Genomic DNA, 19064 nt, shown 5'->3' with positions numbered 1-19064 from the left:
AAGCCTTTCGCAGAGATGATCTGCTTCAAGGCTAACTAAACTGACCGGTCAGTTCAAATAGATGTGAGCGAACGGACACTTGCGGCCCGTTATTAAGCGCGAACGTACACTTGCGGCCCGTGATCAAGCGCGAACGGACACTTGGGGCCCCGCAATCCAAAGATTCCGGGGCCCCAAGTGTCCGTTCGCGCTTAGAGGCCGTAGTCCTCCAGCAGCCGCAACCAGACCTCGCTGATGGTCGGGTAGGAGGGGACCGCGTGCCAGAGCCGGTCCAGCGGGACTTCGCCAACGACGGCGACCGTCGCCGCATGCAGCAGCTCTGCCACATCCGGTCCGGCGAAGGTCGCCCCCAGGAGCACCTTGCGGTCCTCGTCGACCACCAGCTGGGCCCAGCCCTTGTAGTGCTCGGAATGCAGCGAGGATCCGGCCACCTGGATGGGGAGCTGGACTGACTTTGCCCGGTAGCCGTCCTTCTGGGCCTGCGCCAGGCTGCGGCCCACATTCGCCAGCTCCGGATCGGTGAAGACCACATTGGGGACGGCGTGCTCGTCGGCCGTGTGGGCGTACGGGCTCCACGGGGCCGGCTCGCCGGAGAGCGTGCCCTTGGCGCGGGCGGCGATCGCATCGCCGGTGGCGCGGGCCTCGTATTTACCCTGGTGGGTCAGCAGGACCTTGCCCGCGGCGTCCCCGACGGCGTAGAGCCAGGGGGTGGCGTCGTTGTCGTCGGCTCCCCGGACCAGCCCGCTGGCGTCGGTTTCGAGCCGCAGGGGCTTCCCGTCGTCGGCGGACAGGCCGGCGTTTTCCAGGCCAAGCCCTTCCAGTGCGGGCTGCCTGCCGGTGGCGACCAGGAGCTTGTCCACTGTGACGCTGCCGCTGCCGTCCAGGGCGAGCGTCAGCGAACCGTCGTCGTTCTCGTGGACGCTTCGGGTGCCGGTGCGGAGGTAGAGTTTGACGCCGTCGGCGCGCAGTCCCGCCTGGACCAGCTCGGACGCCGGGTCCGGAAACGCGCCCAGCAGGCCGCCGCGGGCTACCACCGTCACGGCGGACCCCAGCCGGGCAAAGGCCTGGGCGAGTTCGGTGCCGGCCACGCCGCCGCCGAGCACACCGAGCCGCGGCGGGACCTCCCGGGCGGACGTGGCCTCCCGGGTGGTCCAGTAGTCGACGTCGTCAAGGCCCTCGATCGGCGGGATGCTGGGGCGCGATCCGGTGGCCAGCACGACGGCGTGGCGAGCCACCAGCGCGTAGTTGTTGCCGTCCAGCCCCGCCACCTCCGCCCGGCGCGGGCCCGTGATCCAGCCGTGGCCGCGGATCAGGTCAATTCCGGTGTCTTCGACCCATTTGACCTGGCTGTCGTCCTGCCAGTTGGAGGTGAAGTAGTCCCGTCGTTTCAGCACGGCTTCGGCGTCGAGTACCCGGGTGACTGCCTGCTCGGCGCCGGGCACGGTCTGGGCGGCATGGAGCGCGGTGCCGGGTCGGAGCAGGGCTTTTGAGGGCATGCAGGCCCAATACGAACATTCGCCGCCCACCAGCTCCGCCTCGATCAGGACGGCCGTCAATCCGCCGCGGACCACACGCTCGGCCACGTTCTCGCCCACCGCGCCGGCCCCGATCACGATGACATCGAATTCACGCTCAAAATGTGCCGTCATGGCAACAGCCTAACCCCGGCGGGAACCGCTTTGACGGCAGCCTGTGCAGGAGGTGGGACGTCCGCTACCCTGAGGATCATCTTGGGGAGGAGCCAGCCGTGTGTGCAGGCAGGTTGAATGCAGGCAGCACCGGGCCGCGCAGCCGGTTCGGCGCGCAGGCCCGGCTGCGCGCCCTGCAGGATGACATCATCGAGCTGATCCTCGAGCGCGAGCTGGAGCCGGGCGATCCTTTGCCCACCGAAATCGAGCTGGCCGGCGTGCTGGACATCGGCCGGAACACGCTGCGGGAGGCACTGAAAGTGCTCCAGGCCGTAGGGGTGATTGAGATCCGGCACGGCTTCGGCACGTTCGTGGCCGCGAGCAACTTCGATGCCCTTGCCGACGGGCTGACCTTCCGTGCGCGGATGTCGCTGCGGCACCGCGGGCAGGAGGCGCTGGAGCTGATCGACGCCCGGCGGCTGCTTGAATCCGGGCTGATCGGTGCGTCCATGGCGCTGATGACGGCGGACCGGCTGGGGGAACTTGAGGCCGCCGTGCTCAGGATGGAGGCCCTCGCCGGGGCCGGAGAACATTTTGTCGAGGCCGACGCCGACTTCCACCGCATACTGTTCAAGCCGCTGGGCAATGGGCTGCTGCTCGGCCTGGTGGATGCGTTCCGGACCGTCTACCGCCGGATCCAGCTCGAACTTGGCGGCGGTGGCGCCGTCGACCCTGCCGCGGGGGCCGCGCTGCACCGGGGCGTCTACGAAGCCGTGGCCGCGGGCGACGCGGTTCTGGCCGCGGAACGCCTGGGCAGCCACTTTGACGCGATGCGCCGCCAGGTCGCGGCCGCCGTGGGGGAGTAGGGTGCCGGGCCGCTGCCCGCGTTTCCGCTACCGTTCAGGACCGGTGCGGCCCGGATCCGGCCTGCCCTGGTCCGAAACCGCCGCGGATTCCCGGATCACGCCGGAAAACAAAAGATCCGCACCGGCGGACCGGTGCGGATCTTTTCTCTGTGCGCCCAAAGGGATTCGAACCCCTGACCTTCTGTTCCGTAGACAGACGCTCTATCCAGCTGAGCTATGGGCGCATTCTTGGCTCTTCGGGATCTTCTCGCTCCCCCGAACCTCGAATTACTTTACGCGAGATGGGCCCGTAGTTCCAAATCGAAGGCCCTGTAATCTGCCCGACTAGACCGGTCTACGTGACCTTAGTCACAAAAACGAAGCCGCGCTTCGAGGACAAACCTTGATTTTCCGCGGATTTTGGATCGGCGGCTCATCGTCAAGTCGTATTCGGCCCTGAAGCTGAGGCCTCGGCGAGACCTAGCATTTAGGACACACCACTGAACCCGAGGAAGGGAACCGTAATGGGCGATCTGGCGCGACTGCCGCTGCTTGAGAAAGCACCCACCACACATGCCGGGCTGCTGGCATGGGTTGAAGAGGTTGCTGAACTGACCCAGCCGGACCGGATCCACTGGGTTGATGGTTCGGAGGAGGAGAACACCCGGCTCACGGACGAGCTCGTGGCCGCCGGCACCCTGACCCGGCTGAACGAGAAGCTGTTCCCCAATTCCTTCGCAGCGTTCTCCGACCCCGCCGACGTCGCCCGCGTCGAAGAACAGACGTTCATCTGCTCCGAGAACGAACGCGATGCCGGCTTCACCAACAACTGGATGGCACCGGCAGAGATGAAGGACAAGCTGCGCGGCCTGTTCAGCGGCTCCATGCGCGGCCGCACCATGTACGTCATCCCGTTCGTTATGGGCCACCTCGACGCCGAGGACCCCAAGTTCGGCGTGGAGATCACGGACAGCGCCTACGTTGTCGCCTCGATGCGCATCATGGCCACGATCGGCACCAAAGTCCTGGACAAGATCACCGCCACCAACGCCTTCTTCGTCCCGGCGCTGCACTCCCTGGGCGCGCCGCTGGCCCCCGGCCAGGCCGACGTCGCCTGGCCCTGCAACCCGGACAAGTGGATCGTGCACTTCCCGGAAGAGCGCTCCATCTGGTCCTTCGGTTCCGGCTACGGCGGCAACGCCCTGCTGGGCAAGAAGTGCTACGCCCTGCGCATCGCCTCGGTCATGGCCCGGGACGAAGGCTGGCTGGCGGAGCACATGCTCATCCTCAAGCTGACCTCCCCGGAGAAGAAGAACTACTACATCTCCGCGGCCTTCCCGTCGGCCTGCGGCAAGACCAACCTGGCGCTGCTCGATCCGACCATCGAAGGCTGGGACGTCGAAACCCTGGGTGACGACATCACGTGGATGCGGATCGGCAAGGAAGGCGAACTGCGCGCCACCAACCCGGAAGCGGGCCTGTTCGGCGTCGCCCCCGGCACCGGCTGGGGCACCAACCCCAACGCCATGCGCGCCATCGCCAAGGGCCACAGCATCTTCACGAACGTCGCCCTCACGGACGACGGCGGCGTGTGGTGGGAGGGCATGACCGACGAGGTTCCGGCGCACCTGACCGACTGGCAGGGCAACGACTGGACCCCGGAGTCGGACCAGCCCGCCGCGCACCCCAACTCCCGCTTCTGCACCCCGATCTCCCAGGTCGACATGCTGGCCGAGGAGTACTACAACCCCGAGGGCGTGGAAATCTCCGCGATCCTCTTCGGCGGCCGGCGCAAGACCACGGTTCCGCTGGTGACCCAGGCCCGCAACTGGACCAACGGCATTTTCATGGGCTCCACGCTCTCCTCGGAGACCACGGCTGCCGCCGCGGGACAGGTCGGCGTGCTCCGCCGCGACCCGATGGCCATGCTGCCGTTCATCGGCTACGACGCCGGCGACTACCTGAAGCACTGGATCAGCGTCTCCGGCAAGGCCAACCCGGAGCGGCTGCCGCACATCTTCCTGGTCAACTGGTTCCGCCGCACAGCCGACGGCGACTTCGCCTGGCCCGGCTTCGGCGACAACGCCCGAGTCCTCAAGTGGGCCATCGAACGCATCGAGGGCAAAGCCGACGCGGTCGAAACGCCCATCGGATTCGTTCCGACCGGCCACTCGCTGGACCTGACCGGCCTGGACCTGACCCACGCCCACGTGGAAGACGCCGTGCGTGTTGACCGCGAGGAATGGGACGCTGAGCTGGCCTCCATCGAGGAGTGGTACGCCAAGTTCGGCGACTCGCTCCCGGAAGCGCTGCGCTCGGAGCTCGATTCCCTCAAGGAACGGATGGCGGCGCACTAGCAGGCGCTGATCCACCGACGGCGGCCCCGCACCTTGCGCAAGGTGCGGGGCCGCCGTCGTTTTTCCCGTGGGCGGGAGGCAGCGGCTGCAGGGACTTAGGCCCCTAGCACGCAGCCGGGAGGGCCCCTAGGCTCATCGCATTCATCAGCCGGGCCGGCCGCTGACTGTCGGGGATGCGGGGGAACATTCCGGGCGCACGGTGACGCGCCCTCCGCCTGCCGCGGTAGGCGAGACCCCAGGAGCACATCATGCTTGTCACTGACGATATCCAGGCCCTGTCCGCAGCTGTCAGCGGCCCGGTCGCTTTGCCGGACAGCCCCGAATACGCGGCCGAGACGTTCGCGTTCAACGCCGCCACCGTCCACCGGCCCGACGTGGTGCTGGGCGCCAGCACCGCCCAGGATGTCGCCGCCGGGGTCAAATGGGCGGCAGAACGCCGGCTCCCGGTGGCGGTCCAGGCCACCGGGCACGGCGCCGACTCAGTGGTCGAGGGCGGCCTGCTGATCAACACCAGGCGGCTGCAGGGGCTGCACATCGATCCGGTGGAACGCACTGCGCGGGTGGGCGCCGGGGTGAAGTGGCGCAGCGTCCTGGAAGCGAGTGTCCCGCTCGGGCTGGTCGGACTGCACGGCTCCAGCACCGACGTCGGCGTCGTGGGGTACACGGTGGGTGGAGGGCTTCCGGTGCTGGGCCGCGCCCACGGTTTTGCGGCGGACCATGTCCGCAGCATGGAGGTGGTCACCGCGGACGGTGCGCTGCGCCGGATCGACGCCGAGGCCGAAGCCGAGCTGTTCGCGTTGATGCTCGGCGGCAAGGGCAACTTCGCGATTGTTACCGAACTCGAGTTCAGCCTCTTTCCGCTGGGCGAGTTCTACGGCGGCGGCATCATCTATCCGGGCGCCGATGCGGCCCTCATCCTGGCTGCCTTCCGTGAATGGCTTCCCGCGCTGCCGGATCACGCCTCGCCCTCGATCTCGCTGCTGCGGCTTCCGGACATGGAGTTCGTCCCCGGGCCGCTGCGGGGCCAGTTCGTGGTGCACCTCCGCTTCGCCCTGATGGGGAACCGGGACGCCGGTGACGCGCTGCTTGCCCCGATGCGCGCCGTCTCGACCCCGTTGATGGACACGGCCGGGCCCATGAGCTACCTCGACGTGGACCAGATCCACATGGATCCGGCGGATCCGCTCCCTTTCACGGCCGGCGGGGCGATGCTGGAAGACCTCGGCGACGAGACCCTGGCCGAGTTGCTGAAACACACCGGCGAAGGCTCGGACTGTCCGCTGCTGCTGGTCGAAATCCGGCCGCTGGGAGGAGCCCTGGCCCGCGCCGGGGCGCTTCCGAATGCCGTGTCCGGGCGGGACGCGGCGTTCCTGCTCTTCCTCGTCGGGTTCAAGATGCCGCCGGTTGCCGAGGCCGTCTCGTCAGCCATCCGCACGGTCCTGGCCGCGATGGCCCCGCACTCCACGGGATTTACCCTGGTCAACTTCCACGGCGAACCCGGCGATGAGGCTGACCGGGCCAGGGCCTGGTCTCCCGCCGTCTACGAACGGATGAGGGCGGCGAAATCCAGCTACGACCCTGGCAACCTCCTGCGGTTCGGCCATGCGATCACCGCTGTGCCGTCGTGACCTGACGCGGCGCGGCCCGGACGGGGGAGCCTGGTCCGGTTAACAACGACGGCGGCCCGCACCCTTGTTGCGAAAGGTGCGGGCCTCCGTCGTGATCTCATCGGTTGCGGAGCAGCCGATGCGTGCTTCAGTTGGCGAGCCAGATGTCCGGGCCGAAGACCTCGTAGTGGATCTTCGTGGCGGGGATGCCGGCGTTGATGGCCTCGTTGCGGATGTTCTTCATGAACGGCAGCGGACCGCACAGGTACAGCGAGGCGTTGGCCGGCAGGTCCACGTCGCGCAGCGACATAAACCCTTCCCTGGCCCCGGCCTCGGGCCGCTCAAGCCAGAGCTGCAGCTCGGCACCGTCGAGGCGTTCGACGTCGTCCGTCATCTGGGAGCGCAGCGCCCAGCTGTCCAGGGTGCTTTCCGCGTGCAGGACCAGGACCTGGCGGTCCGAGCCGGACTCGGCGAGGGAGCGCAGGATCGAGGCGGACGGCGTGCAGCCGATGCCGGCGGAGGCCAGGACCACGGGGCCGTCGCTTTCCTTGAGCGTGATTTCGCCGTACGGGTTGGAGATTTCCAGGACGTCGCCGACCTCGACGTGGTGGTGCAGCACGGGGGAGACCTCGCCGCCGTCGTCGAGCTTGGTGGTGAAGCTGCGGCTGGTGCCGGCGTCGCCGGAGAGCGAGTACTGGCGGACCTGGCGCAGGCCGTCCGGGAGGGTGACCTTGACGCTGACGTACTGGCCCGGAAGCGCCGGCGTGATGGGTGTGTCGTCGGCCGGTTCCAGGGTGAACGTCATGGAGCCGGTGCCGGCGGGGGTCTTCGCAGCGACCTTCCACGGGGTCCACATTTTGCCGTTGGCCTGGCTGGCGTAAAGGCCCTTCTCGAGTTTGATCAGCGCGTCGGCCATCAGCCAGTAGACCTCAGTCCAGGCTTCGGCGATTTCCGGGGTGATGACTTCCGCCAGATCCTCGGCGATGGCGGCGAAGAGGTGCTCGTAAACCACCTGGTACTGCGGTTCGGTGATGCCGAGCGAGGCGTGGCGGTGCGCGATGCGGGACAGCACGGTCTCCGGCAGGGTGCCCGGGTTGCTCACCAGGTGGCTGGCGAAAGCGGCGATGCTTCCGGCCAGGGCCTGCTGCTGGTTGCCGGAGCGCTGGTTGGAACGGCTGAACAGTCCGTCCAGCAGTTCCGGGTGCGCGCCGAAGAGCCGGGCGTAAAACTTGGGGGTGATCTCGCCGATCCGGGAGCCGACCAGCGGCAGGGTGGCCTCGATGACGGGGAAGGACTTGTCCGAGAGCATTGCTGACTCCTGAGGTAGTGGCCCGGGGTCTTCAACCGGACCGTGCTGAAATACCTGCATTTGAAATACGAGTATTTATGCCTCAGTTCTACACGTCGTAGAAAACAGTTTCAAATCGGAGCGCCGCCCGGGCGTGGCGCCCGCTGTCGCGCTCCTCGGCGACCGCTACCGTGGGCAGGGGCCGCTACAGGCCGGGACGCAGGCCGATCGCCTGGAAGACGGGATTCATCTGCCGCGAGGTGGGCAGCGAAGCGACGACAATGTCGTCAAGCTCACGGTAGAAGGCCTCGCGGGCGCGGCCCAGGGCGCCGCGGAGCCGGCACTCGTTGATCAGGGGGCAGGTACCCGCGGCGGCGACGCAGTCGGCCGGGTCGGCCCGGGTGTCCAGTGCGCGCAGCAGTTGCCCGACGGTGGCCAAGCGGCCTGCGCCGCTGAGCCGGGACCCGCCGTTCCGTCCGCGTTCGACGTCGATCAGGCCCAGTTCGCGCAGCTTCGCCATCGCCTTGCTGACGTGGTTGTAGGGCGTGCCGACGGCGTCCGCGATGCTCTGGGTGGTGAGCAGTTCGCCGTCGGCGGCGGCCGCGAGCACCATCATGGCGCGCAGGCTCACGTCCGCGAAGGCGTTGATCTTCATGGCACCGGCCTGGTCTAGTCCACCCAGACGGCGGGGTCGTTGCTATCGGCGGAGAGTTCGCCAAACACCAGCTCGTGCGTCTCCGGGTTGGCGCCGTAGGGCAGCACCGCCGCGAATACGGAGCCGTCCCTGTGCTCGGCGGCGACGTGGATCGCGTCCGACTCTTCTTCCAGCAAGGTGATGTCGCAGACAACCGCGGCGGCGCGGAACTCGTCCCGGTGCTGCCGGAGCAGCTCGGTGAGGTCATTGATCATGCCGTCGGCGTCGAAGTCGGCGTCGCTGTCCCCGGCCGCGTCCGCGGGGGTAACCGCAACGAGGCGGACCTCGCCGTCGTTTTCCACGACCAGGGCGAAGGGCAGGAAACCGCCGTTGCGCTCCAGCTGTTCCTGGGCTGCTCCCACGCCGGTGCCGAGCAGGTTCTCCAGGTCGGTGGCGCTGGCATCCGGCACCGAGCCGCGCCAGGAGTCCTCGGCGGGGTCAGCCGGCTGCAGGACTGCGCCCTGGGCTTCGGATGAGTCGGTCATGGCGTTCAGCCCCGGACCAGGGCCAGGACCCGGTCGCGGACCCGTTCCATGGTGGCCAGGTCCGTGGCCTCGACGTTCAGGCGGAGGAAGGGCTCGGTGTTGGATGGACGCAGGTTGAACCAGTAGCTTCCGTCCGCCGCGATGAAGGTGCTGCCGTCGAGGTAGTCCACCTCAACGTCTTCGTTGTGGAAGTCCAGCCGGACCCGCTCTACGGCGGCTGCCTTGTCCTCGATTTCCGAGTTGATCTCGCCGGAGGACTGGTAGGGCTCGTATTCGCGGCCGAGGTCGGACAGCGGGCCGTCCTGCTCGCCGAGGGCAGCCAGGACGTGCATGGCGGCCAGCATGCCGGTGTCCGCATTCCAGAAATCGCGGAAGTAGAAGTGGGCGGAGTGCTCGCCGCCGAAGATCGCCCCTTCGGCGGCCATGACGGCCTTGATGAAGGAGTGTCCCACGCGGGTGCGGAAGGCGCGGCCGCCGTCTTTGACCACCAGTTCGGGCACCGCCCTGGACGTCAGGAGGTTGTGGATGATCGTGGGTGTTTCCTCGCCGTTGGCCTTGGCGCGGGCGATTTCCCGGCGCGCCACCATGCCGGTGACGGCCGACGGCGAGACGGGCTCGCCCTTTTCGTCGATCACGAAGCAGCGGTCGGCGTCGCCGTCGAATGCCAGGCCGAGATCGGCGCCATGCTCGACGACGGCGGCCTGCAGGTCGCGGAGGTTTTCCGGCTCCAGCGGGTTGGCCGGGTGGTTCGGGAAGGACCCGTCCAGCTCGAAGTAGAGCGGGATGATCTCAAGCGGAAGCTTGGGCAGCAGCGTGTCGCCCAGCACCGCCGGCGTGGTCATCCCGGCCATCCCGTTGCCGGCGTCCACGACGACCTTGAGCGGCCGGGATCCGCTCAGGTCAACCAGGCTGCGCAGGTACTCGGCGTAGTCCTTGAGCACGTCGCGGACACTGATCACGCCGCGGGGGCCGTTGGCGGGGATGGTGCCGGTGTTGAGGTATTCCTCGGCGAGGGCCTGGATCTCCTTGAGCCCGGTTTCGGAGGAGATCGGCACGGCGCCCGCCTTGGCCATCTTGATGCCGTTGTATTCGGCCGGGTTGTGGCTGGCGGTGAAAGTGGCGCCGGCCGCGTTCAGGGCGCCGCAGGCGTAGTACAGCTCGTCGGTGGAGATCAGGTCTAGGAGCTGGACATTGGCGCCGCGGGTTGCCGCGCCGTTGGCGAAGGCCCGGCTGAACTCGGGGGAAGAGGGGCGCATGTCGCCGCCGACCAGCACGGTCTGCCCCGCCAGATCCAGGACGTCCACGAAAGCGGCTCCCACGGCCTCGACAATCTCCGCGGTGATGGAGTCGCCCACAATCCCGCGCACGTCGTAGGCCTTGAAGGAAGCCGAGAGGTCAAAAGTTTTCGTCTGGTCGCTAGTCACGGCTCCTATCTTACGTGGAAGCCTCTGCAGGCTGTCCGGGGCTGGCGGCGTATGTGGACGCAGCTTATCCACATACGGCTCCGCCCGGCTTCGCGGCTGTCGGAGGGGGCTGGGATACTGAATCAATGGCCAATAACCAGAACGCTGCAGTCCTGTCCGCTCCCCAGCCCGTCCCCGCCGGGGGTACCGGGACCCGTGACCAGGCCCAGGCCGTGCTGCGTGAACTCGTGGGGCACCCCGGCGCGGAGTTCCATGACGGACAGTTCGAGGCCATCGAGGCCCTGGTCGACGGCGGCCGCCGGGCTTTGGTGGTGCAGCGCACCGGTTGGGGTAAATCGGCCGTCTACTTCGTCGCGTCCCTGCTGCTGCGCCGCCGCGGTGCCGGTCCCACCCTGATCGTGTCCCCGCTCCTCGCGCTGATGCGCGACCAGGTCGCTGCCGCGGCGCGGGCCGGAGTCCGCGCGGTGGCGATCAACTCTGCCAACCAGTTGGACTGGGACACCGTCCGCGAACAGCTGGCGGCCGACGAAGTGGACGTGCTCCTGGTCTCCCCGGAGCGGCTCACTAACCCGTCGTTCCGCGAGAACCAGCTGCCTGAGCTGGTCCGCCGGACCGGGCTGCTGGTGATTGATGAGGCGCACTGCATCTCGGACTGGGGCCATGACTTCCGCCCCGACTACCGCCGGATCGCGGACCTGATCACCCAGCTGCCGGACAGTGTCCCGGTCCTGGCCACCACCGCCACCGCCAACTCCAGGGTGGTCCACGACATCGAGGAACAGCTCGGCGAGGGCGTGCTGACCATTCGCGGCGCCCTGGGCCGTGAATCCCTGCGCCTGGGCGTGCTGCGGCTGCCCGATTCCAGGGAACGGCTGGGCTGGCTGCTCACGCACCTGAAGGACCTGCCCGGCAGCGGCATCATTTACACCCTTACGGTGTCCGCTGCGGAGGACACCGCCCGCCTGCTGGCGGAGGCCGGCCATGAAGTGCTCGCCTACACCGGCCGGACCGACCCCGCGGACCGGGAGCGCGCCGAGCAGCTACTCAAGGACAACCAGGTGAAAGCTTTGGTGGCAACCTCCGCGCTCGGGATGGGCTTCGACAAACCTGACCTCGGCTTCGTGGTGCACCTCGGCGCGCCGTCGTCCCCGGTGGCCTACTACCAGCAGGTCGGCCGCGCCGGCCGCGGCGCCGCGAATGCCGACGTGCTGCTGCTGCCCGGTTCCGAGGACCGTGACATCTGGCAGTATTTCGCCACCGCGTCGATGCCGTCGGAGGAAAAAGCCTCGGCCGTCCTGACCGCCCTGGCTGAGGCCGGCACGGCCGTGTCGACCGTGGCGCTCGAGGCCCGCGTCGACCTGCGCCGGACGCCGCTGGAACTGCTGCTGAAGGTGCTGGCCGTGGACGGTGCGGTTGAGCGTGTGGGCGGCGGGTGGCGCTCCACCGGCCAGCCGTGGACCTACGACGCCGAGCGGTACAGCCGGATCGCCGAGGCCCGTGTTGACGAGCAGGATTCCATGGTGATCTACCAGGACACGGCAGGCTGCCGGATGGAATACATCACCTCGGTCCTCGACGACGAGACGGCGACGGCGTGCGGACGCTGTGACAACTGCGCCGGCCGGTGGTTCCCTGCCGACATTGCCGCCGACGCGACCGAAGCGGCGGGGGCGACCCTGAACCGGGCCGGGATGGTGCTGGAACCGCGGCTGCAGTGGCCCAGCGGCATGGACCGGCTGGGAGTCAACGTCAAAGGCAAGATCAAACCGGAGGAGAGCTTGGCCAACGGCCGCGTGCTGGCCCGGCTGACGGACCTGGGCTGGGGCGGGGCGCTGCGGGAAACCTTCGCCGCCGGCGCCCCCGACCGCTCGGTGGATCCGGGCATGCTGCAGGCCTGCGTGCAGGTCCTGCGCGAGTGGGGCACCGGCGACACCCGCAATCCGGGCTGGAGCGGTGCCGGCCGCCCGGCAGCGATCGTCAGCATTCCGTCCCGCGGCAAGCCCGAGCTGGTGGAGTCGTTGGCCCGCGGGATCTCCGAGATCGGCCGGATCCCGTATCTGGGCCAGTTGCAGCTGGCGCACGGCGGCCCCACGGGCGGCCGCGGCGGAAACAGCGCTTACCGGCTCGCCGGCGTCTGGGACCGCCTCGTGGTGGGACCGGAGCTCGCAACTGCCTTGGCAGGGATCCACGGCCAGAGTGTCATGCTGGTGGATGACCTGGTGGACAGCCGCTGGACCGTGACCGTGGCCGGACGTGCCCTCCGGCTTGCGGGCGCCGGCGCGGTGCTGCCGCTCGTGCTGGGCCAGGCCGGCTGATCCACGCCCGGCCGAGTCCGGCCCAGCCCGGCTGGGCTCCCCGCCCGGCCAAGCGGGGACCAGCGAGGCCGGGGCGCGCCTAGCCGCGGGGCGGCTGCTCGGACTCAAGCACGGCCATGGCGGCGTTGTGGCCACCGATGGCGCTGACCGCGCCGCCGCGGCGGGCCCCGGAGCCGCAGAGCAGGAGCTGCGGATCGTCCGTGGCCACACCCCAGCGCTGCGCCGGAGTGTCCAGGGACGCATCGTCGTCCGCGAAAGGCCAGTCGAGGCCGCCGTGGAAGATGTTGCCGCGCGGCATGCCGACGGCACGTTCGATGTCCAGTGTGGTCTTGGTTTCGATGCACGGCCGGCCGTCCGGACCGGCCAGGAGCAGCTCCTCGACCGGTTCGGCAAGGACGCTGTTCAGCGACCGCAGCACGGCATCCTGCAGTTCGGCCCGGCGGTCCTCGTTGTTCTGCGCGGTAACCAGCCGGTCCGGGACGTGCAGGCCGAACACCGTGAGGGTTTGCGCGCCGGCCGCCTGCAGCTCCGGGGAAAGGATGCTGGGGTCGGTCAACGAATGGCAGTAGATTTCGCACGGCAAGGGGTCCGGAACATTCCCGGCCGCGGCGCTGAGGTAGGCCGCATCCAGCTGCGGCCACGTCTCGTTGATGTGGAAGGTACCACCGAAGGCTGCTTCCGGGCTGACGGCGTCGTCCAGCAGCCGGGGCAGCCGCTTGAGCAGCAGATTCACCTTGACCTGGGCGCCCTCGCGGAGGTGGTTCGGGTTCTGCGTGGCGTGCAGGGCGCCGGCCGGCTCCGCGGTGCGCAAACGGTCCAGTACCACCGGGGCCACGTTGGACAGCACCCAAGGCGCGGAAACGGTGTGCAGGGCGCCGTCGTGCCGGTAACTGACGATGCCGCCAGGACGGACTGACGTGACCTCCGCCGACGCCAGGATTGTCGCGCCTGCATCCCGGGCGGCACGTTCCAGCTCCCCGGACACCGCGCCCATCCCGCCCACGGGCACGTCCCAGTCACCGGTGCCGCCGCCGATCAGGTGGTACAGGAAGCAGATGTTCTGCTGGAGGTCGTCGTCGTCGGCGCGGGCAAAGGTGCCGATGAGCGCGTCGGTCAGCACCACGCCGCGGACCAGGTCATGCCGGAGCGCCCGGGCGATGGCATGCCCCACCGGCCGTTCGACCATGGCTTCCCACGCGTCGCCGGCCCCGGCCCGGACGGCGAGCTCCCGGGCCGCGGACCGGGTGGGCAGCGGCGACGTCATGGTGGGCCAGAGGGCCCGGGTGAGTTTCCCGCAGCTCTCATAGAACTCGTTGAAGGCGCGGAACTCGTCGTCGGACGCCCCGATCGCGGTGAACGAAGCGGCCGTGGCAGCGGCGTCCTCATTGTCGACCAGCAGCGCCCGGCCCGGGTTGGCCGGGTCCGGGGTGTAGGAGGAGTACCGTCGCCGCGCTAGCGTGATCTGCAGGCCGAGGTCGTCGATGACCTGTTGCGGCAGCAGGCTGACGAGGTAGGAATAGCGCGAGAGCCGGGCGTCCACGCCGTCGAACGCCTGTGCGGACACCGCGGCGCCGCCCGGGTGGTCGAGCTTTTCCAACAGCAGGACCCTCCGGCCGGCCTTGGACAGGTACGCTGCCGCGGCCAGGCCGTTGTGGCCGCCGCCTACGATGATCGCGTCAAACGCGTGGTTGATCGACATGGGCCCATCCTGCCACCCGGACACGCCGGCCCGTCCGAAGCCCGCCGGAGGTGAGGGAGCGTTGGGTTGGTTGGCGCCGGAGGTGAGGGAGCGTTGGGAGCCGGGAACGCAAAAGGCCCCGGTCCAGGACCGGGGCCAAACGCGGAGACGGGGGGATTTGAACCCCCGGTGGAGTTGTGCCCCACACTTCATTAGCAGTGAAGCCCATTCGGCCGCTCTGGCACGTCTCCAATTGCTATTACTAGCCAACCAAGGATACGCAGAAGGGGCCATGCAGTGCAAAACGGTCGGCGCACGGCGCCGGCGCGGGGACTCAAGCGGCCCGGCCCGCCAGGGCGCGCCAGAGGAAATGCTGGCTGCGGCTCTGCAGCGCCGCGGCCTGGCGGTTGTCTGAGGCTCCCGCGTGGCCGCCCTCAAGCGCTTCGTGGAACCAGACATTGGGGATGCCCATGGCCTGCATCCGGGCGGCCATCTTGCGGGCCTGCACGGGACCCACCCGGTCATCCGAGGTGGCGGTCCAGATGAAGGTTTCGGGGTACTCCACTCCGTCGCGGAGCAGGTGGTAGGGCGAGAAGGTCCGGATGAACTCCCACTGCTCGGGCACGTCGGGGTCGCCGTACTCGGCAATCCAGGAGTACCCGGCGGACAGCTTGCTGTACCGGCGCATGTCCAGCAGCGGGACCCCGCAGGAGACGGCGCCGAACAGTTCCGGGTACTGGGTGAGCATGTTCCCCACCAACAGGCCGCCGTTGGAGCCGCCCACGCAGCCGAGCCGCTGCCGGGACGTCACGCCGCGCGAGATCAGGTCCTGCGCGACGGCGGCGAAGTCCTCGTACGCCCGGTGCCGCTTGTCCTGCAGCGCGGCGCGGTGCCACGACGGCCCGTACTCGCCGCCGCCGCGGATGTTCGCCACGACGTAGACCCCGCCGCGGCTGTGCGGGGCCTCCCCGTCGGCGCCCGCGGATTCTTCGGTGCGCCGCTCCAGCCAGGCCCGGCCGACGGCGCCGCTGTAGGCGGGGGTGCGGGAAATCTCGAATCCGCCGTAGCCGGAGAGCTGGGTGGGGTTTTGCCCGTCCAGCACCAGGTCCCGCGCGGCGATCTGGAAGTAGGGCACCCGGGTGCCGTCCTTGGACACGGCAAAGTGCTGCTGGACCTCGTAGGCGTCCTCGTCGAAGAAGGACGGCGCGGTCCGGACCACCTCGTGCGTGCTGACGACGCCGTCCACGCCGGCGCGCGTCAGGGTGCCGCGGGTCAGGGTGCTCGGCGTCGCAAACCCCGTCGCCACCAGCCAGAAGTCGTTCCCGGCGTCGTCGGCGCCGGTAGTGCCGGCGCCGCCGTCGTCCCCGCTGCCATCCTCGTCGTCGACGCCGTAGGCGTTGACGTCATGCAGGGGCGGGCAGGCGTCCAGCACACTGGAGGCCCAGGCGACGTCCATGCCGGGCCGCTGCGGATCCAGCACCCGGATCTCGGAGGACACGTCGCGGAGCAGGTTCAGCAACAGGAAGTCCCGGGTCCAGCTCCAGGACTGCAGGGAGGTGTGCGCATCCGGGGTGAACAGCACGGAAAGCTCCCGGCTGCCGGCCAGGAAGTCCTCGAAGTCCGCCGCCAGCAGCGACCCGGCCGGGTAGCTCGTACCGTTGACGGTCCACTCGCCCTGGGGCCGGAAGAGCAGCCATTCCCGGTGCGAGCTCAGGTTCACGTCCGCGGGCACCTCCAGCTCGACCCAGACGCCGTGGCGCAGCACCGAGGTGCGCTTTTCGAAGAAGCTGATCCAGTCCACGGCGAAGGTCCGCTCGAAGCCGGGGGTGGAGTCGTGCGCCAGGAGCGCCATCATGTGGTCTTCCGGGATTTCAAACAGCAGCTCGGCCGCGGCCAGGGACTCTCCGCGCCGCAGGACCACGCCGGTCCGGGCATAGGAGGAGCTGGTTTTTGGCAGCCCCTCGGCGGTGGTCGCGACCAGCAGGGTGTCGGCGTCCAGCCAGGAGACGTTGCCCTTCGCCGTCGGCAGGTCAAAGCCGCCCTCCGCAGGGTCAACGAAGCAGCGGGTCTCGACGTCGAACTCGCGGTAGCGGTTCGCGTCGCCGCCGTCGGGGGAGAGCGCCAGCAACGCCAGCCGGTGCGGCTGCCCGGCGGCGGGGCGGAGGAAGCTGGCGCCGTGGAAGACCCACTCCTCGCCCTCGGCAGCGGCCAGGGCGTCGACGTCGAGCAGGATTTCCCACGCGGGCGTACCGTCCCGGTAGCTCGCCCAGTCCGTGCGCCGCCACAGGCCCTTGGGGTTGTCGCGGTCCTTCCAGAAGTTGTAGTACCACTGGCCGTGTTTGCCCACCATGGCGATCCGGTCGGTGGAGTCCAGGACCTCCAGGATCCGGTTTTCGAGCTCGCCGTATTCGGCGTCCTCCAGCAGCTCCTCGGTGCGGGCATTTTGTTCCCGGACCCAGGCCAGCTGCTCCTCGCCGTAGATTTCCTCCAGCCAGATGTTCTCGTCGACGGGCTCGGGGGCGGTCCCGGGCAGCGCGCCGGAGGGCTCGCCGGGCGCGGTGGGGTACTCAGCTGAAGAGGTGGTCATGCGCCCATCCAAGCAACACCGGTGCCGGGCAGGCAAGTCAAGGCGGCAGCCCGGATGCGGATACGCTGGATCCCGTGGGTAAATCGCAGAGCATCCGGACGGCACTGATCGGCGCCGGACCCCGGGGCACCAGTGTGCTGGAGCGGCTGCTCGCCAACTGGGCCCCCGCGACGCCGGATGCGACCCTGCACATTGACGTGGTCGACCCCTACCCGGCCGGTCCGGGCCACGTCTGGCAGCCCGGACAGTCCCGGCTCTACCTGATGAACACGCAGTCCTTCTATCCCACCGTCGTGCCGGAGGATCCGGAGCTGGCGGCGCCGCTGGCCGGGGGCACCTTCGACCAGTGGCGGGACCGGCAGCGCCGGGACCCGCACCCGGCGCTGTCCGCCGAGGAACGCACCGAATTGGCCGGACTCAGGTCCGCGGACTTCCCCAGCCGCGCGCTGTACGGGCGCTACCTGAGGTCCACGCTCGAGGAACTGCTGGCGAAGCTGCCCGCCGGCGTCACCGTGGATTTCCATCAGGCCACCGCGACGTCGGTCCGGCCGGCCGCCGGCCCCGGGAGCGCCGGCCAGGGGAGCGCCGGCCCGGGGAGCGCCGGGTTCGACGTCACGCTCGACGACGGGACCGTGCTGGGCGCCGGGTCCGTGGTGCTGGCCCTCGGCCACCTGGAGTCGCGGCTCAACCCCGAGCAGCGCGAACTGCAGGCGGCGGCGGACGAGCTGGGATTGAAGTACCTGCCGCCGGCCGCCCCCGCCGACGTCGACTGGTCCGGGATCCCGGCGGTGCAGCCGGTCCTGGTGCGCGGCATGGGCCTGAACTTCTTCGACGTGATGGGCCAGTTGACCGAAGGCCGCGGCGGCAAATTCCTGCCCGCGCCGGACGGGGCGGGACTGGCCTACCTGCCGTCCGGCAGGGAACCGTTCATCATCGCCGCCTCGCGCCGCGGAACCCCGTACCGGGCTAAGGCGGCGCTGGCCGGCTACTACCCGGCGGCCGTGTCGCTCAGGTACTGCACCGAGGACGCGGTCTCGAAGTTTGCCGCCACCGGGATCCTGCCCGCGTTTGACCACGACCTCTGGCCGTTGCTGCACCGCGACGTCGTGTGGGCGTACTACTCCACCCTGGCGCGCTCGCAGCCCGAGGCGGTCGGCGCGGATCCGGCGGGATTCCTGGACGCGCTGGAGGAAGCGCTGCAGCCGCACGCCCACTCCACGGTCAAGTGGGAGGAAGCCGCCGGCGCCGTGATCGATGCGCACGTCCGCCAGACCTACCGGCTGGACCTGCTGGGCCTCGCCGCGCCGCTCGCCGGCCGCAACTTCGCCTCCCGGGCGGACCTGGATGCTGCCGTCGTCGATTATCTGCTCGACGACGCCCGGCGCTCCGCGCTCGGCGAGGACGACCCGGTCAAGATGGCGATCGGCGCCCTGCACCACGGCCGGGCGGTGCTGAAAACGGCGGTGGCCGACGGCGGCATCACCGACGCGTCATGGGTCGCCGGCCTGCGCGGCTGGTTCGAATCGTTCGTGGAAGGGCTCGCCAGCGGCCCGCCGGCCCTGCGCGCCGAGCAGCTCGCGGCCCTGGCCCGGGCCGGCGTCGTCAGCTTTGTGGGCCCCGACCCCAAATTCGACGTCGACCGGAAGACGAAAGTGTTTACGGCCGCCTCGCCCTGGGTGGCCGGCCGGGACGGGGACGGCGGAGGCAAGGTGCAGGCCACGGTGCTGGTCGAGGCGCTGGCCCCGGCCAACCGGGTGGCCATCAACGCGTCCCCGCTGCTGGAGCAGTTGCTCGCGGACGGCCTGGTCCGCCCGCGCCTGATGATGAGCGCGGAAGGGACGCCCGTGCAGAGTTCCGGGCTGGACGTTGTTCCGCGCCCGTACCGGCCCGTCGGCGCGAACGGGTCCGTCACGGACGGGATTTACGTGCTGGGGCTGCAGCTCTCCGCGTCGCAATGGGGCACTGCCATCGCGGCCGAGGCGCGGCAGCAGCGGGGACCGGTCTACCGCAGCGGCCAGCGGACATTGCGCGACGCGGACGAGATCGCCCGGGACATCCTGGGCCGGTAGCGCACCGGGCTGCCACGCAGCCGGACCCCGTTAAAACCGCGCACAAAAAATGAGCATGCTCCCTCCCCGGGCCGGGCGGTGGACACT

At 69.3% G+C, this 19064-nt stretch carries 12 protein-coding genes and 2 tRNA genes; 5 read left to right on the top strand and 9 right to left on the bottom strand.

Annotated elements, in window-relative coordinates:
• Positions 1 to 191: 191 nt before the first annotated feature.
• Positions 192 to 1649: an NAD(P)/FAD-dependent oxidoreductase gene (locus ABIN76_RS14690; protein WP_346960420.1), complete on the bottom strand. Its 1458-nt coding sequence runs from the start codon at positions 1647 to 1649 to the stop codon at positions 192 to 194.
• 113 nt (positions 1650 to 1762) lie between these two features.
• On the opposite strand from ABIN76_RS14690, the gene ABIN76_RS14685 reads away from it, so the two are divergent.
• A complete protein-coding gene (locus ABIN76_RS14685; protein ID WP_346960419.1) occupies positions 1763 to 2494 on the top strand; it encodes an FCD domain-containing protein in 732 nt (243 codons plus the stop codon).
• Positions 2495 to 2644: 150 nt separating this feature from the next.
• Here the strand turns inward: ABIN76_RS14685 and ABIN76_RS14680 are convergent.
• A tRNA-Arg gene (locus ABIN76_RS14680) sits at positions 2645 to 2718 on the bottom strand.
• Between the two features lie 279 nt (positions 2719 to 2997).
• Between ABIN76_RS14680 and ABIN76_RS14675 the strand changes: the two genes are divergently transcribed.
• Entirely contained in the window at positions 2998 to 4830 is a 1833-nt protein-coding gene (locus ABIN76_RS14675) for a phosphoenolpyruvate carboxykinase (GTP) (protein WP_346960418.1), read from the top strand.
• Between the two features lie 248 nt (positions 4831 to 5078).
• A complete protein-coding gene (locus tag ABIN76_RS14670) occupies positions 5079 to 6458 on the top strand; it encodes an FAD-binding oxidoreductase (protein ID WP_346960417.1) in 1380 nt (459 codons plus the stop codon).
• Positions 6459 to 6585: 127 nt separating this feature from the next.
• On the opposite strand, the gene ABIN76_RS14665 is transcribed toward ABIN76_RS14670, so the two are convergent.
• From ABIN76_RS14665 to ABIN76_RS14650, 4 genes are all read right to left on the bottom strand, one after another.
• Entirely contained in the window at positions 6586 to 7746 is a 1161-nt protein-coding gene (locus ABIN76_RS14665) for a globin domain-containing protein (protein ID WP_346960416.1), read from the bottom strand.
• A gap of 184 nt (positions 7747 to 7930) precedes the next feature.
• Complete coding sequence (locus ABIN76_RS14660; protein ID WP_346960415.1) at positions 7931 to 8380, bottom strand: Rrf2 family transcriptional regulator; 450 nt, start codon at positions 8378 to 8380, stop codon at positions 7931 to 7933.
• Positions 8381 to 8394: 14 nt separating this feature from the next.
• Positions 8395 to 8904 (bottom strand): hypothetical protein, encoded by a 510-nt coding sequence (locus tag ABIN76_RS14655; protein WP_346960414.1) that lies wholly within the window; start codon positions 8902 to 8904, stop codon positions 8395 to 8397.
• A 5-nt stretch (positions 8905 to 8909) separates the two neighbouring features.
• The gene (locus ABIN76_RS14650; RefSeq protein WP_346960413.1) at positions 8910 to 10328 is read right to left on the bottom strand and encodes a phosphomannomutase/phosphoglucomutase; all 1419 of its coding nucleotides are present in this window, start codon (positions 10326 to 10328) and stop codon (positions 8910 to 8912) included.
• 125 nt (positions 10329 to 10453) lie between these two features.
• On the opposite strand from ABIN76_RS14650, the gene ABIN76_RS14645 reads away from it, so the two are divergent.
• Entirely contained in the window at positions 10454 to 12643 is a 2190-nt protein-coding gene (locus ABIN76_RS14645; protein ID WP_346960412.1) for a RecQ family ATP-dependent DNA helicase, read from the top strand.
• Positions 12644 to 12722: 79 nt separating this feature from the next.
• Here the strand turns inward: ABIN76_RS14645 and ABIN76_RS14640 are convergent, their stop codons facing one another.
• The 3 genes from ABIN76_RS14640 to ABIN76_RS14630 form a co-directional block, all read right to left on the bottom strand.
• Entirely contained in the window at positions 12723 to 14342 is a 1620-nt protein-coding gene (locus tag ABIN76_RS14640; protein WP_346960411.1) for an NAD(P)/FAD-dependent oxidoreductase, read from the bottom strand.
• 142 nt (positions 14343 to 14484) lie between these two features.
• Positions 14485 to 14572 (bottom strand) — tRNA-Ser (locus tag ABIN76_RS14635).
• A gap of 83 nt (positions 14573 to 14655) precedes the next feature.
• Positions 14656 to 16908 carry a prolyl oligopeptidase family serine peptidase gene (locus tag ABIN76_RS14630; protein WP_346960410.1) on the bottom strand — a complete coding sequence of 751 codons (2253 nt, stop codon included), beginning with the start codon at positions 16906 to 16908 and terminating at the stop codon, positions 14656 to 14658.
• 74 nt (positions 16909 to 16982) lie between these two features.
• On the opposite strand from ABIN76_RS14630, the gene ABIN76_RS14625 reads away from it, so the two are divergent.
• Positions 16983 to 18977: an FAD/NAD(P)-binding protein gene (locus tag ABIN76_RS14625; RefSeq protein ID WP_346960409.1), complete on the top strand. Its 1995-nt coding sequence runs from the start codon at positions 16983 to 16985 to the stop codon at positions 18975 to 18977.
• The last annotated feature ends 87 nt before the right edge of the window (positions 18978 to 19064 follow it).

It is taken from the genome of uncultured Arthrobacter sp. (genome assembly GCF_964021775.1).
Lineage (GTDB): Bacteria > Actinomycetota > Actinomycetes > Actinomycetales > Micrococcaceae > Arthrobacter.
This window is presented reverse-complemented; position numbering and strand designations above follow the sequence as displayed.

Excerpts from the sequence above, each read along its gene's own strand:
- ABIN76_RS14655 (WP_346960414.1), bottom strand. The coding sequence starts at position 8,904 with ATGACCGACTCATCCGAAGCCCAGGGCGCAGTCCTGCAGCCGGCTGAC.
- ABIN76_RS14670 (WP_346960417.1), top strand. The coding sequence starts at position 5,079 with ATGCTTGTCACTGACGATATCCAGGCCCTGTCCGCAGCTGTCAGCGGC.
- ABIN76_RS14690 (WP_346960420.1), bottom strand. The coding sequence starts at position 1,649 with ATGACGGCACATTTTGAGCGTGAATTCGATGTCATCGTGATCGGGGCC.
- ABIN76_RS14640 (WP_346960411.1), bottom strand. The coding sequence starts at position 14,342 with ATGTCGATCAACCACGCGTTTGACGCGATCATCGTAGGCGGCGGCCAC.
- ABIN76_RS14645 (WP_346960412.1), top strand. The coding sequence starts at position 10,454 with ATGGCCAATAACCAGAACGCTGCAGTCCTGTCCGCTCCCCAGCCCGTC.
- ABIN76_RS14675 (WP_346960418.1), top strand. The coding sequence starts at position 2,998 with ATGGGCGATCTGGCGCGACTGCCGCTGCTTGAGAAAGCACCCACCACA.
- ABIN76_RS14660 (WP_346960415.1), bottom strand. The coding sequence starts at position 8,380 with ATGAAGATCAACGCCTTCGCGGACGTGAGCCTGCGCGCCATGATGGTG.
- ABIN76_RS14665 (WP_346960416.1), bottom strand. The coding sequence starts at position 7,746 with ATGCTCTCGGACAAGTCCTTCCCCGTCATCGAGGCCACCCTGCCGCTG.
- ABIN76_RS14630 (WP_346960410.1), bottom strand. The coding sequence starts at position 16,908 with ATGACCACCTCTTCAGCTGAGTACCCCACCGCGCCCGGCGAGCCCTCC.